Raw genomic sequence first — 14,990 nt, forward strand, 5'->3', positions numbered from 1 at the left:
CGACCCGGGGGAAGCTATCTTATTTCCTGTATGCAGTCCAGACAGTGAACACTATCATTCCTTCATCTGTAAGGCCTGCATTTCCAAGGGTGTTGTTTATACCCCATATGTTCATGCCCTTGCAAACGAATATTACAGGAAGATATACATGATAAAGTTCCTGCCATTCGTCGTAATACACTTTTCTTTTTGCTGGATCCATCTCAACCTGACCTTTTTCAAACAGTTCCCAGATTCTCTTTTCCCAATCGAACATGTTCTCGAAAACAGGCTGTGGTGGTGTTTTTGTCTTATCCATCGTTGAGTAGTGCCAGTAATAGAGTTGTGTTCCTGGTTGCCATATCGCTTTTCTTAGCTGCGGATCTGGCTGGTTACCAAATGCCCTGACACCAGCTTGGAAATTGCCAGCACCAAACATTTGTCCAACCAGAGAAGAATCCAGTATCTGTAAATTCACCTTTATTCCGATTTTTTCGAGATCCTGAGCAAATATAACTGCAACATCCTGATACTCTTGTGGAGAACTCTGCACAAGCAGGTTAAATTCTACTCTTTTACCATTCGAAAACAGTCTATAACCATCTTTATCTTTCTTATTCAAACCAATTTTGTCAAGCAACTCGTTGGCCTTTTTCAAATCATAAGGTCTGAGAAGTTCCTCGATTTTTGGATTATAAAAAGCTTTGTTTGAAGGAAGCATCAATCCCGCATCTGGTATCGCAAGTCCAGCGAAAACTTCATCTATAATTCTTTCTCTGTTCAGAGCATATTCCATGGCTTCTCTAAATTCAAGCGTTCTAAAAAGTTCTCTGAGCTGTGGATCATCTACATCAAAATTAAACGAGATGTGTATAGGGCTTGGAGTGGCCTGGTTTGGTTGAGTTGCATAAACTTTATACGGTGCTTTGCCTGTGAGCTCTTGCTGTTTCAACATTGGATAATCTTTCGATGAGATCGCCATAAAATCGATCTCTCCTGCCATGAATTTCGCAAGTCTGACTTCCGCATCTCTTACAATCAGATATTCAACCCTGTCAAAGTATGGCAATCTGTTTCCAAATCTGTCAACTTTCCAGTAATATGGATTTCTTTCCAAAACGATTTTTTGGTCGGTGATAACCTGCGAGAGCTTATAAGGACCATTAACAACTATCTCTTTTGGATCTGTATTGGACAACCACAGTTTGTTTACCGAACCAAGATCGTTCTTGTCAATCAAAGGTTCAAGTTTATGCTTCGGATAAATATACACATGCGACAACACTGTGAAAAATGGACCATAGGAGGAAGGTAAAATCGCTTTCACGGTCTTATCATCAATCTTTTGCCAGATTATAGGTTTGTTCTCACCTTTTTCATCAGGTATGGTGAATCTGGCAACAGAGTTTCCGCGTGCGTAGCTATTCATCACGAAATACTCAAAGGTGAATATTACATCATCTGACGTGATTGCTGTGCCATCAGACCAGTAAGCCTCTCTGATTTTGAATGTAACCTCCCTGCCATCTTCTGACACAGTCCAGGATTTTGCCAGAGCAGGTCTGATCTCGTTCGTCACAGGATGCATTTCTACAAGCGTAGAAAACATTGGTCCCATAACTACCGTATATGCAGCAGAATCAAGTGTTCCATAAAGCAAAAAAGATTCAGGTGTGGATGATAAAGCAAGCCTCAAGGTGCCTCCAATTTCTGGATTTGAATCTGGTGTGAGAACCGCATCTTCGACAAAGTACTCGGTAGCCATTAGAAGAACAGCACATAACAATAACAGAAAAATGAAGACCCTTTTCATGAGGAACACCTCCCAGAAATAATGTATTGATAATAATACTAATTTTCCCAGAAGGTATAATATCACAGAAGAAAGAAATAATCAAATGGAGGAGATAACATGAAAATACTTTCGATCGAAGGCGGAGGAACAACTTTAAAGGTGACCCTCGTGAGAAATGGAGAGGTTCTTCAAAGAGCTACTTTCAGCAAAGGAACGAACCTTTCTGCAATTTCAGAAAAGCAACTTGAGGAAACTATAGCAGAAGTTGCAGGCTGGTCAGGAGAGGTTGACGAGATAAGGGCAGCATTTTCTGGCGCTGGAAGTGAGGAAAGAAAAAAAATCCTGCTTGCGGTTTTGAATAAATGCTTTCCCAATGCTAAAATAAGGATCTTCACAGATGCTGAAGCAGCCCTCTGGGCATGTTACGAAGGGAAGCCTGTAACCGTAGTCATAGCTGGTACAGGATCAATTGTCATGGGAATAGACAGCAGTAAAAATATCTTCAGGGCAGGAGGATGGGGACATTTGTTTGATGACGAAGGAGGAGGATTCAGTATAGTTTGCAAGTTGATTAGACAGGCGTTGAATTACAGAGACGAGCTCATAGATTACGATCCAATTTTTGATCAACTATTGAGTTTCTACGGAGCAAAAAAAATAGAAGATCTTGTGGAGCTTCAAAGATACAATGATTTCAAGCAAAAAATAGCCTCTTTCACAAAGCACATGAAGCTAACTCCGCTATCAAAAAAAATCATAGAAGAAGAAATAGAGGTCCTCGCCAAAAGGACCTTCCACATAATCTCAAAAGTGAATTCCAAAAAGCTTTATGTACATGGAGGCATGTTCAGTATGGATTACTTCTATCAAAATTTTGCTGATCATTTTAAAAATATAGAAACCCGCAAAATCGAAAGAGATATCGATTTGCTACTCGCCGTCAAGTCTCATTTTTTACTGGGAAGCTATTAATTCAATATATGTTCTGAAAAATTTCAACAAAGATTCTGCAGTTCATCTCCATCTTCTGTGAGGATGAATAGCAGTTGATGAATATCTGGTTCGGTATACAATAAAAGCAGGGCAGGAATAGCCCATTCACGCCTGTAGAGATTGGACCTCTACAATTGGAAACACAGCCCTGGTAGCAAGCCTGGCCAGTGAAACAGGAAACCTCCACCTCCTTAGGTGGATGGTAAAGCTGTGAAAATCTTTGTCAGTGAAATTTTTTGATATCAATTCAAAATTGTAAGCAAATATTATTTGAACGCCAGCTTTTGCACTATGAATTTCAATTTTTCGCCGTTTTCAAAGTTCTGGATCAATTCATGCAACATATCTCCTTCAGCACTGTTTATTGTATACTGAATAAAAGAAAGATCAATGTTTTCAAAAACAACAGAGGCATCATGTTGAACAGTATTTTTTATTATTTTCTCTTTCTCTTTTAGAACTCTCAAATCCTGCATTTTTCTGTTCTGCATAAATGTTCCACGCTTTGGGATAAATGGATTTGCAGAGATTTTTACTCTGTAGCCCATGCGCTTTGCTTTCCTGACGAACCATCCGATTTTCTTCAAATCAGACTCTTCTTCCTCGTCAAATCCATACATGAAATACATTTTAACTTCTCTGAAACCAGCCTCGGAAGCTACTACTAATGCGCTTTCTATCTGCTGGTCAGTGAAGTTCTTTCCAAGAATTTTCCTTATCTTTTCACTTGCAGATTCCGGAGCAATCGTGAAAGCATGTTGACTGCGCTTCAAGAAACTGACGAATCGCTTACTCAATCTGTCAAGCCTTAGAGAAGAAACAGACACTTTTATACTATTTTTTTCGAGCCAAGATAACATTTCTTCGAGCCACGGGTAATCTGTCACATTTGATGCAATCAATCCGACAGAACAGGTTTCTGTATGCATGATTAGCCTCTTTAAAGTTTCTATATTAAGAAACCTTGCCGGCTTTCTCAAAGCGCCCATCATGCAAAAATTACAATTCCATACACATCCACGTTCTATTTCGATGAGCAATCTATTTTTGAATTCTCCGTGCGAGAAAATAATCGGACTGGCTGGAATGGTAAGATTCAAATCGCTTATTTTTGAGATTTCTGACTCCTTTTTTCTTAAAACAGGCACAGATGCAAAATGAAGCTCAGCCATTTTCTCAACCAATTTTTCGCGTGAAATATATTCGAGAACTGAGTCCAAATTTTCAACCATTGGTTCAAAATCACCGTGAAGAATCACATCTGCAATAATATCAAACACAGGGAGTTTCGTATATGTCAAAGCGCCACCAAAAACTACCAGAGGGTCAAATGGTCTTCTATCTATATTTCGTATTGGAACAGATTTCTTTTTAAGGATTGAAATAATATTCAACAAATCGTTTTCAAAGTTCACCGCAAAAGCCCATATTGGAAACTCGTCGAGTGGTGTCAGAGAATCTATAGAATAGAATTTAACGAAATCATCATGATAAAAGAATCTTTCACATCTAACATTTTCAATTTTATTGAACAGTTTCCAAACTATGTTAAATCCGAGACTTGAAGACAGGACATTATACGAATTTGGAAAAATTAGGGCAACCCTCAGGTCGCCCTTCAAATCAATTTTTTCAACATTCTTTTCACTCAGTTTAAACTTTCTGACAATGTCAAACTCGCGAAAAGATTTACTATCACGTGGTCTTCTCAATAGAAATCCTCCTGAGGTAGTTTCTTGACACAACTGCTCTGACAAACTCCATTTCCAGGACCTTTGATTCACCTTTCATAATAACTCCCCGCATCTTTATTCTGTTATCCTGTATGTCAATCACTTTCACGCCAACTGCAAGTCGTTCTGAGACGTGAACTGGTGAAATATGTCTTACATCTGCAGCTATAACAACAGACACCTCGTTTTCATCGAGAAATGGTTGAATCATTTCATAAGCAACATGAAACACTAAAGCACTAAGTCCAGAAGTACTGGCATAAGAAAACATTGCCATCTCCTGATCTTCATTCCACAGGCAGGATTCGTCAACAACTCTTTCAACTGTCTTGCTCTGACCCCGCAGCAGCTCTAAGTTTGTCATGGTTCACCATCTCCTCGCCAAGTTCAGTTTTGAGGATTTTTCTCAATTCTTCACCTTCAAGCACTTCTCTTTCAAGTAAGAGCTCTACCAGCTCATCAAGTTGTTTATGATATTTTGTGAGTATCTCCTTGGCTCTATCGTAGCTTTCCGTAACAATTTTTCTAACTTCCTCATCTATCTCACTTGCAACTTCTTCACTATAATTGCGCATCCTTGTCAGTTCTTTTCCAAGAAATATTTCCTGTTCGGTCTTTCCCCATGAAAGCGGACCAAGTTTATCACTCATGCCAAATTGGCAAACCATTCTTCTTGCGAGTTCTGTCGCTCTTTCAATATCTGAAGCTGCTCCAGTTGTGACCTCTTGAAAGATCAATTCCTCCGCAGCTCGGCCACCAAGTAAACCTGTTATCTGATCAAGCAACTCCTGCTTAGTAACAAGATATCGATCTTCAGCCGGTAATTGAAGTGTATAACCCAGAGCACGATAACCCCTAGGAATGATAGATATTCTATGGACTGGATCAGCATTCGGCAACAAGCTCGAAACAATTGCATGACCAACTTCGTGGTAAGCAACTATCCTTTTTTCTCTGGGACTTATAACCCGAGATTTTCTCGCTGGACCAGCGATAACTCTATCTATTGCCTCTTCAAAATCCTCCATCTTTATTTTATCTCTTCCATTTCTTGCTGCGAGCAAAGCTGCTTCGTTAACCAGATTCTCAAGATCTGCTCCCACAAAACCTGTTGTTCTCTGTGCAAGAACTCTTATATCCACATCTTCAGCAATAGGTTTATTTCTCGCGTGAATTTTCAGAATCTCTTCTCTTCCTCTGACATCCGGAGTATCAAGCACAACTTTCTTATCGAATCTCCCAGGTCTGAGCAAAGCCGGATCGAGTATATCCGGTCTGTTTGTCGCAGCCATAACTACTATACCCTGCCGAACATCAAAGCCATCCATTTCAACTAAAAGCTGGTTAAGAGTTTGTTCCCTCTCATCATGTCCTCCGCCAAGTCCAGCGCCCCTGTGTCTACCAACTGCATCTATTTCGTCTATAAAAACTATGCAGGGAGCATTTGCTTTTGCCTGGTTGAACAGATCCCTCACGCGTGCAGCGCCAACACCGACGAATAATTCGACAAAATCAGAACCACTTATGTGAAAAAACGGTACATTTGCTTCACCGGCAACTGCCCTTGCAAGTAGAGTTTTTCCGGTACCAGGGGGCCCAACAAGCAAAATTCCCTTTGGCATTCGGGCGCCAATTTTTGAAAATCTACCCGGATCTTTCAGAAACAAAACTGTTTCCTTCAATTCTTCAACCGCTTCATCTACCCCGGCTACATCTTTGAAAGTTACACGTGCCTGACCAGGTCTGTTCATCTGAGCCCTGCTTTTCGTGAAGGTGAAAGCCTGATTGTTTCTGCCCGAAATAGTTCTCATCATGAAGAAGAACATAAACAGAAGAAAACCTATGAATATGACATTTCCTATAACATTCACCCAGAAAGAACTGCTCACACCCTTTTCACCAGTTACTCTCACACCCTTTTCACTGAGAACTTTTATGGTTTCTGAATCCTGCATAAACCACGGTGCGTATATTTCATAATATTCTCCTCTTTTTGTCGTTACTCTGAGTATTCCATCGTCTCTCACAACAACTTCTGCTATTCTGGTTGGTTCTTCATAAGCCATCTGAATAAAATCGCTGAAGCTCATCTTTGAAGGTGCTGATGTGTCAAAATAAAAAGATCGAACCAGCCAAAATAATGACAGGATAACAAGTGCAGCAAATATCAAAGATATATAATTTGGTCGATTTCCATTCAAACCATTTTCCTCCTTTCGTCCTTTCTCAATTCAAGTATACAACTGTATGGATTTTGCAGCAAATTTAAAACAAGAGAATCTTCTTTCCTTTCTTTGAAGCATCTGTCTACGTATACATATGGAACCCAGATTATTCGATCTATAGTACACACAACTGGCATTTCATCTCTCAAAAATGCAGGGATTTTCGAATCAATCATCATATCTTTCATTTTTACACCTGCTATTTTTTCACCAGCTTTTCTTTTCCTGATACAGACACCTCCTTGATCATGAATAAAAACATACTCATTTGATTTTACCTCACTGGAAAGCTCAAAAGTCCAGTCATTGAATTTGTAAACACCTGGTTTGCCTACTTTCAAGATATTCATAAATTTGCACTTTTTTTCAATGCTGAAAAAATCGAAACCTTTTTTAATCGCTATATCTTCAGATAAATCAATACTCCACGAATTTTCATTAAGCTTGGAAACTACAAGCTGTATTTGCCTGTAGTTCAAATCAACATTCATTTGACCAGCACAATATTTCACCAGTTCAATTATCTCGAATTCATCCATATCTTTTGAGTCGAAAATTATTCGCTTTCCACATCTGAATATTCTCTCAGAATACTTTTTGATAAGCCTTTTCACATGATTTTCGAGCATCATACCAGAAAAATGCACCTGTGAAAATGCATTTTCAAGATCGCTGTTAAGCAACTTTAAAGCTGGAACAATGCGGTGTCTTATATAATTTCTACTGTATTTGAGGTTAAAATTGGTTTCATCTTGCACATATGGAATATTGTTTCTCTTTATGTATGCCTCTATTTGCTCCCTTTTAAAATATAAAAGTGGTCTTATTTTGTTTTCATCTTTAAGTTTCATACACACAATTCCAGACAGGCCCGTACCTCGAACAATTCTGTAGAGAATAGTTTCAACCAGATCATTCAAATTATGCGCCAGCGCAATCAAATCTATCCCATTTTCATGGGCAATCCTGTTTAAGAACGTATATCTCGCAGCTCTTGCCCCCTCTTCGATTCCTATTTTCCTATCTGCACAAAATTTTGGCACATCAAAGCGTTCAACAAAGATTTTAACTCCTGCTTTTTTACAATAAGAATAAACAAATTGCTCATCTCTGATAGCGTTTTCTCTTATCATATGGTTCAAATGAGCTGCGAATATTTCGCAGTTGAGCTTTTGTCGAAGTTTCAGTAAGATGTTCAGGAGGCTCATCGAATCCATTCCGCCAGAGAGGGCAACCAATACTTTGTGGCCGGGAAAGATCAGATGATGAGTCTGAATGGTCTTCAACACACTAAATTCAAATTCATCGAGAGGCACGACAGCACCTTCTAAATCCAGATATCTGGAGCCAGCGAAGGGACTCGAACCCCCAACCTACGCATTACGAATGCGCCGCTCTGCCGGTTGAGCTACGCTGGCTCGCCAATTTCCACAATGACATTATACAAACACAGTGCCAAAAAATCAAGTATTGATCTTTCACTCCAGAAATAATGTACTGAACGAAAAGATGTTGTTGATATATACTCTTAATAAAGACGGAGGTGAAATAATGAATACCTTGAGGGTTGGATTGGCTCAGATCAACTCTACTGTGGGTGATATAGAGGGAAATGTTGAGAAAATCCTTGAAAAACTCGAACTGGCTCAGCAATTTTCAGTAGATGTTGTTGCCTTCCCCGAGCTTGTCATAACAGGTTATCCACCAGAAGACTTACTTTTCAAAAGACATTTCATAGATCAGAACAAAAAAGCACTGGAAAAAATAGCAAAGTACGTTCCAAAATCCATGATAGCCGTCGTAGGCTTTGTAGATGAAAACAGCGATATTTTTAACGCCGCTGCTGTGCTTAATAATGGTAGTATTGTTGCAGTATATCGAAAAAATTATCTACCAAATTATGGTGTTTTCGACGAATTCCGGTATTTTCAACATGGTGACAAAGCTTTAGTGATATCTTTTTGCAATGCTCGCATCGGCGTGACCATCTGCGAAGATATATGGTATCCGGGTGGACCAGCTCGAATAGAGGCCCTGCTTGGTGATGCTCATCTGTTGTTGAATATTTCATCTTCACCATATCATTCTGGAAAACTTTCTTGGAAAGAAAGAATGCTTGCTGTGCGTGCCAATGATAACCTTGCTGCTATCGCATATGTCAACCTTGTTGGTGGACAGGATGAACTTATTTTCGATGGAGCAAGCTTAATAGTAAATGAACAGGGAGAAATCATATCAAGGGCAAAGCAATTTGAGGAAGATTTCTTAATCGGTGATATCGATCTGGTTGGTATCGAAAGATCAAGGCTCCATGATCCAAGAAGGAGACAGGACAAGCGCGTTTGGTCTCAAGAAATTGCCAAACTCAACATAGTAAATATACCATTTGAACCGATTGAAAATAAACCTGATATCAAAAGCCGCATCGAGAATCCCTTACCAAGAGTTGCTGAAGTTTATCACGCTCTGGTCCTTGGAACCAGAGACTATCTCAAAAAAAATGGCATAAAAAATGTTGTGATTGGTTTAAGCGGAGGCATTGACAGCGCTCTAACTTGTTGTATAGCTGTTGATGCCCTGGGGCCAGATCATGTTACAGGCGTTTCTATGCCGGGTCCATATTCATCCACACACAGCCTCGAGGATGCCGAGCTTCTTGCAAAAAACCTTAACATACGCTATCTTGTTATACCCATAAATGAAATTTACGAAACTTTCCTGAAATCCTTGAAGCCAGTTTTCGGTGATTTACCTTTCGATGTGGCCGAAGAGAATATACAAGCTCGCATTCGAGGTGTAATATTGATGGCATTATCCAACAAATTTGGATGGCTTGTATTGACAACTGGTAACAAAAGTGAAAGCAGCACAGGCTACTGCACGCTCTATGGAGATACAGCAGGGGGTTTTGCGGTTTTAAAAGATGTTTATAAAACTCTTGTTTACGAGTTATCTGAATATGTTAATCAGAAAGCCCAGAAAGAAATTATTCCGCAAAGAGTTTTTGAAAAACCGCCAAGCGCTGAACTCAGATTTGGGCAGGTGGATCAGGACAAATTGCCACCATATCCGCTGCTTGATTCAATCTTAAAAGCGTATGTTGAAGACGATCGAAGTGTTTCGGAAATTGTACCAGCAGGATATGACGAGACGACTGTGAGAAAGGTAGCCTGGATGGTCGACAGCAGTGAATACAAACGAAGGCAATTAGCACCCGGACCAAAAATAACTTACAGAGCTTTTGGAAAAGACCGGCGATTACCGATAACAAACCAGTTCCGCGAATGGGAGGACAAATAAGGGCGACAGAGGTCGCCCTATTGTTTTAAGCCGTTTTGGAAGTAAAGTTGAAATTTCTTACTTTCATGAAAGGAGCAACTGCCGGGAAATACTCCCCGCTTGTTGATTCTATTTGCTTTGATATTGCCTCAATGTTTTGAGTAAACTCAAAGAATTTGACGTTAAATCTCATGTTTTTAACAGCCCTGGTAAGCTGCCCATTTTCTATGAGGAATGTCCCATCTCTTGTCATTCCAGTGAACATGGCTTCATACGGATCCACAACGTTCATATAATGGAATCTGTTTATGTATATTCCTTCTTTCGTTTGCGCAATCATATCTTCCAGCGAACTGTCACCACCCTCAACAACAAGATTAACTGGCATGGCAAAATCCATATCTTCAAGTGAAATCGTGTGCCCTGTAGGGCTTTTGCCGAATCTCAGAGCAGCCCCATGTGAATAAAACACATTCTTGAAAATACCATTTTCAATAACAGGTGTCTTTTCTCTCTTTTTGCCACACAGATCATACGCAAATGGTATTTGTACAGGATGAAAAGGATCATCGTAAACATTCAAATCATCTGGACCAATCTTCTGCCCCAGAAATCTTGTTGATGGACTCATTTTAAGTTCGTGCATATACCCATTTGTGCACACATAGGAGAAATAAAAGAAAAGATCAGCCACCGCTTCAGGGCCAAGTATAACCGTATAAAGCCCTGGTTCAATCTCAATGGATTCACCAGACATCTTTGCAAACTCAACCGCTCTCTGAGCCTTTTTTTCAACATCGAGATCGGCAATATTTTTTGCCGAAGAAGAAACGTATCCACTAGCAGAATCTTTTACAGCTACAAAATTAAAACTAAAACTTGAGTAAGCATGATAGATAAACATCCCATTCGAAGATATGACCGAATTTTCCGTTACATTGTCACTCACATAGCCAAAAGCTTGAATATCTTCACCGCAAGCATGAAGAATTTTATCAAAGATAGAAGCCCGCATTTCGGGAGAAAAGTTTTTTGCATCTTCTGTAACATTGTCTAATGGATAACCTATCGTTGGCTCCGGGAGCTTAAATTGATAATCCAGAGGCGTTGAACTTTCAAGCATTCCTTGAAGTTTTTCTTTGATAGATCTCAAGCCTGATGTGGTTAAATCGTTGCTTGTGGCAATCGCAACTTTATTATCTTTTGTGGCAAGGACGCTCACATTATTCTTTCTTTCAAAAACATTCTGATGGATTCTACTGTTTGCAAATCTGGTCAGAGCCGACTCGACATTCGAAATGACAGCAAGAAATTTAATATCGACAAAATGTTCATTCATCAATCTAAAGAAATTTCTGTAAAAATTTTCCCCTCTCATTTTCGAACACCTACCTTTATTTTTCTAAATCTTGCAGGCGATGTTCCGTGGCCAACATGCATAACCTGCATTGGTTGACCTTTACCGCAATTTGGTACACCCCAAACGTGCCAAAAATCCTCATTGGCCACTCCGTCGCATTTATTCCAGAACTGCGGCGTTATATCGTAATATACTGGATTTTTGAAAATTCTCCCGGTAAGCTTACCCGATTTTATTTCATAGGCAATTTCTGTAGCAAATTGAAAATTCAATCTCAGATCATCTATCGACCAGCTTTTGTTTGTATCCAGCAGAAATCCATAATCAATACCGGAAATGAGTTCTTCCAGCGTGTATTTTCCTGGCATCAGATTTATATTTGTCATCCTTATTATAGGTAAATGAGACCAGCTATCAGCTCTTGCTGCACCGTTAGATCTCAATCCTATCTCTGCCGCAGTCTGTCTATCCATCAAATAACCAACAAAAAGCCCATTTTTCACTATATATGATCTCTGTGCTTCAACACCCTCATCATCATAACCGAAACTACCAAGTCCACCTGGAATAGTTGCATCAGCAGTAATTGTGACATAATCACTACCATACCTCAGTTTATTCAATTTCTCAAGGCTCAGAAAACTCCCGCCAGCAAAACTCAACTCTGAACCCATGACTCTGTCAAGCTCTACAGGGTGGCCACAGGATTCATGTACCTGCAGGGCAAGCTGATTTCCGCTGATCACCACGTCATATTCCCCCGGCTCTATCTCCGGCGCATTCACAAGTTCGACAGCTTCACGGGCAATCTTTGGTGCATGTTCAATCAAATTCATTTTCTGTATAAACTCCCAGCCTTTTGTTGAATGATCTCCACCAAAGCTTGTTGGATACGACCTTGCTTGAAAACCTCCTTCGCCTATTGCCTGGGCAGAAATACCTGCTCCGGAAATAACTATCTCCTGTTCAATTACAGAACCTTCGCTACTCACGAACAATTTCCTGATCTTCTTGAAAAACATTGATCCCGTCGCCCTAATCACGCCTTCAATTTCTTTCGCTTTTAAGGTGGCATGCCTGAGAAGTTCAATTTTCTCTTTTTCAGAAATTTCAAAAGGATCTTTCTCATAAGGAGATCTAAATTTATCTTTGTGCACAGGTTCCTCGGCAAGCTTTACCTCTTTATTAGCGCGTTTGTTCGAAGCTTCGGCTATTTCCAAAGCTTCATCCGCTATTCGCTCGAGCGCAGAATCTCCTCGCTCATCAGTAGCAGCGAATCCCCATCCGTTTTTTAGTAGTGCTTTAACACCTGTTCCTGCGCTGAAATTGTTAGTCAATGTTTTCAGAGTTCCATTTTCAACAAAAATTTCCTGCTGAAGATGCTCTTCATACCTTGCATCCGCATATCTCGCCCCCTTGTTTGTGAGATATTGCAGAATTTTCTGTAGTTTTTCTTGCACAATCTAACCTCCCTCCGTAAACTGAAGAGCAGGGATTTATTCCCTGCTCTTTTCCGCTTTCATTATAACGCTTATTGCTTCTTCTATACTTTTTGCATCAACCTTCTGGCCCGATTTGAGAACCATCAGAGCTGCTTTAATTACTACAATTCTGGGATAACGCTTCAGAAGTTTTCTAACCGGGTCAAGCTTCATTACGTTGGTCTCCAAGGCAATCACCATCCTAAAAGCCCTTGACACCTTTAAGGGCTGGATGTATAATGAACAGTGGTTGTGGGCTCGTAGCTCAACTGGTAGAGCGCCCGGCTCATAACCGGGCGGTCGGTGGTTCGAGTCCACCCGAGCCCACCACGGGAGCTTCGGCTCCCTTTTATTTTACCATTAATTTCGATTTTTGTAAAGTTAACACGTCATTATAAAATATCTTCTGTGTTGAAAAGAAACAGGGAGGTTAAACTCAACGAGCAGAGAGTCTATCGATCCAGAGCCAAGTAATCCATCTCAAATAAATGATAATGATAAAGAGAAAATCAACCTGGCTCTGAAGATCTCTATTTTCGAAGGGACCTTAGCAGTTTTTATAAATCAGCTTTTTGGTGGAGTTTACCTGACCGGTTATTTTCTATGGATGGGAGCTTCTCCATTTTTGATAGGTTTGTTTGGCTCTATTCCTTCACTTGCAAGCGCTCTTCAAATACTCCCTCTTCTTTTTGCCCACAGGTTAAACTCAAGAAAACAATTGATCGTTCCCTTAATGTGGATTGCAAGGACTGGTATAGCAACTTTTGCACTTTTCCCTATTCTCAAAGGAGGTTTATTTCTTTCTTACGCCATGTACATGTACATCCAGATAGCAGGTGCAATATCTTCACCGCTCTGGCAGAGTTGGATGGCCGATCTCGTACCTAAGCACTCTATAGGCAGTTATTTTGGGCTCAGAAATTTTGTTCTTGGAGTAGTACAGATACCAGCAATGTTTATAGCTGGTATTGTTCTGGATGCGCTGGGAGAAAACACAAAAGGATTCAGTGTTCTATTTTTACTTGCCGGTCTGGCAGGTTTTCTGAACGGATATCTTCTGAAAATTCAGCATGAACCTGTATACAGAATTCGAGAAAGCTCTATTGGCCCTATGACCTCATTTAAACTCCTTATGCATAATAAGCAATTCAAAAATCTCATGTTGAGCTTTGCTATCTGGTATTTTGCTGTTGGCTTTGGTTCAGTCTATATAAATGTTATGCTGCTCAAAGAAATTCAATTTAGCTACCTTCAGGTAAGTATTTTAAATGCTGTTGCAATGTTTATCGGCACGCTGTTTCAACCATTCTGGGGAAAAGCAGGTGACAAATACGGTTTTCAAAATTTTCTGAAAATGTGCATCTGGGTTCAGGCTTTTTTGATTCTTTTCTGGGGTCTGACTCCAAAATCTTTTCTTTATGTATTCTTGCTGCAAATATTTATCGGCATTTTCGTAACTGCTGGTTCAAGTCAGCTTATTTTTTATACATTAATGTACATCGCGCCAGCTGATCTAAGAACTGAGGCATTTTCCATTTTCAACAGTTTTTCTAACATTGCTCTGACGCTTGGTTCTCTGATCTCTGGAATTATCGTGTCTTCTCTTTCAAATTTTGGCTTTAAGGTCTTCTATCTGGATGTTACCTCCATCAGGTTGACTATGTTTATCTCATTTTGCCTCCGGATTCTCGCAGCATATACAATGTCCAAAGCAGATCTTGGATCAGCAAGAAAAGTTCCTTTCTTTGAGCTGGTACGAGAATCTTTCACAACAGCTATCATTCCGTGGATGAGAAGCTGGACGAATATCTGGAGAAAAAGCAAATGAATCGTTTCAAAATAGAAAAAAGCGCCGAAATTGGCTTTAGAAGATAGTTTCTACCTTGTGAATTTTTGCACTTTACAATCTTTCTTATCTGACAAGGATTATTCATATTTTCTCTTAAAAAATACTGTTTTGACAGGCTTTTTTGATATTTTTCAATTTTGACACTTCCGTATATTATATTATGGAAGGCGCCTACCAGGTCCTGGTAAATACCATAGAACCGTACATTGGGATAGGTCTAATCCGTCGTAAGCCTCCTCATCGAATGGCTTCATAATAATATTTAATTTTTTTCTAATGACCCTCGTTGTATAATA

The 14,990-nt window shown here is 39.8% G+C and carries 11 protein-coding genes and 2 tRNA genes; 4 read left to right on the plus strand and 9 right to left on the minus strand.

The window, feature by feature from the left end:
* Window positions 1–19 precede the first annotated feature (19 nt).
* Window positions 20–1,792, minus strand: a complete 1,773-nt coding sequence (locus tag TEL01S_RS07835) for an ABC transporter substrate-binding protein (RefSeq protein ID WP_012003563.1) — start codon at window positions 1,790–1,792, stop codon at window positions 20–22.
* A gap of 99 nt (window positions 1,793–1,891) precedes the next feature.
* On the opposite strand from TEL01S_RS07835, the gene TEL01S_RS07840 reads away from it, so the two are divergent.
* A complete protein-coding gene (locus tag TEL01S_RS07840; protein WP_012003564.1) occupies window positions 1,892–2,746 on the plus strand; it encodes a BadF/BadG/BcrA/BcrD ATPase family protein in 855 nt (284 codons plus the stop codon).
* 287 nt (window positions 2,747–3,033) lie between these two features.
* Here the strand turns inward: TEL01S_RS07840 and TEL01S_RS07845 are convergent, their stop codons facing one another.
* The 5 genes from TEL01S_RS07845 to TEL01S_RS07865 form a co-directional block, all read right to left on the minus strand.
* The gene (locus TEL01S_RS07845; protein WP_012003565.1) at window positions 3,034–4,479 is read right to left on the minus strand and encodes a B12-binding domain-containing radical SAM protein; all 1,446 of its coding nucleotides are present in this window, start codon (window positions 4,477–4,479) and stop codon (window positions 3,034–3,036) included.
* Complete coding sequence (locus TEL01S_RS07850; protein ID WP_012003566.1) at window positions 4,463–4,864, minus strand: thioesterase family protein; 402 nt, start codon at window positions 4,862–4,864, stop codon at window positions 4,463–4,465. The genes TEL01S_RS07845 and TEL01S_RS07850 overlap by 17 nt, the downstream gene beginning before the upstream one ends.
* Window positions 4,821–6,701: an ATP-dependent zinc metalloprotease FtsH gene (ftsH, locus tag TEL01S_RS07855; RefSeq protein WP_012003567.1), complete on the minus strand. Its 1,881-nt coding sequence runs from the start codon at window positions 6,699–6,701 to the stop codon at window positions 4,821–4,823. The genes TEL01S_RS07850 and ftsH overlap by 44 nt, the downstream gene beginning before the upstream one ends.
* Complete coding sequence (gene tilS / locus TEL01S_RS07860; RefSeq protein WP_012003568.1) at window positions 6,698–8,041, minus strand: tRNA lysidine(34) synthetase TilS; 1,344 nt, start codon at window positions 8,039–8,041, stop codon at window positions 6,698–6,700. Before tilS ends, ftsH begins: the two co-directional genes overlap by 4 nt.
* 26 nt (window positions 8,042–8,067) lie before the next feature.
* Window positions 8,068–8,143 (minus strand) — tRNA-Thr (locus tag TEL01S_RS07865).
* Between the two features lie 133 nt (window positions 8,144–8,276).
* Between TEL01S_RS07865 and TEL01S_RS07870 the strand changes: the two genes are divergently transcribed.
* Window positions 8,277–10,025 carry an NAD+ synthase gene (locus tag TEL01S_RS07870; protein WP_012003569.1) on the plus strand — a complete coding sequence of 583 codons (1,749 nt, stop codon included), beginning with the start codon at window positions 8,277–8,279 and terminating at the stop codon, window positions 10,023–10,025.
* Window positions 10,026–10,050: 25 nt separating this feature from the next.
* On the opposite strand, the gene TEL01S_RS07875 is transcribed toward TEL01S_RS07870, so the two are convergent.
* The 3 genes from TEL01S_RS07875 to TEL01S_RS11050 are packed head-to-tail and all read right to left on the minus strand — an operon-like array spanning window position 10,051 to window position 13,019.
* Window positions 10,051–11,382 carry a TldD/PmbA family protein gene (locus tag TEL01S_RS07875; RefSeq protein ID WP_028843858.1) on the minus strand — a complete coding sequence of 444 codons (1,332 nt, stop codon included), beginning with the start codon at window positions 11,380–11,382 and terminating at the stop codon, window positions 10,051–10,053.
* Window positions 11,379–12,824 (minus strand): TldD/PmbA family protein, encoded by a 1,446-nt coding sequence (locus TEL01S_RS07880; RefSeq protein ID WP_028843857.1) that lies wholly within the window; start codon window positions 12,822–12,824, stop codon window positions 11,379–11,381. The genes TEL01S_RS07875 and TEL01S_RS07880 overlap by 4 nt, the downstream gene beginning before the upstream one ends.
* Before the next feature lie 36 nt (window positions 12,825–12,860).
* Complete coding sequence (locus TEL01S_RS11050) at window positions 12,861–13,019, minus strand: hypothetical protein (protein ID WP_012003572.1); 159 nt, start codon at window positions 13,017–13,019, stop codon at window positions 12,861–12,863.
* An 80-nt stretch (window positions 13,020–13,099) separates the two neighbouring features.
* On the opposite strand from TEL01S_RS11050, the gene TEL01S_RS07885 reads away from it, so the two are divergent.
* A tRNA-Met gene (locus TEL01S_RS07885) sits at window positions 13,100–13,175 on the plus strand.
* Between the two features lie 229 nt (window positions 13,176–13,404).
* Window positions 13,405–14,673, plus strand: a complete 1,269-nt coding sequence (locus TEL01S_RS07890) for an MFS transporter (protein ID WP_269764072.1) — start codon at window positions 13,405–13,407, stop codon at window positions 14,671–14,673.
* The last annotated feature ends 317 nt before the right edge of the window (window positions 14,674–14,990 follow it).

The sequence above is a fragment of the Pseudothermotoga elfii DSM 9442 = NBRC 107921 genome, from assembly GCF_000504085.1.
Taxonomy (GTDB): domain Bacteria; phylum Thermotogota; class Thermotogae; order Thermotogales; family DSM-5069; genus Pseudothermotoga_B; species Pseudothermotoga_B elfii.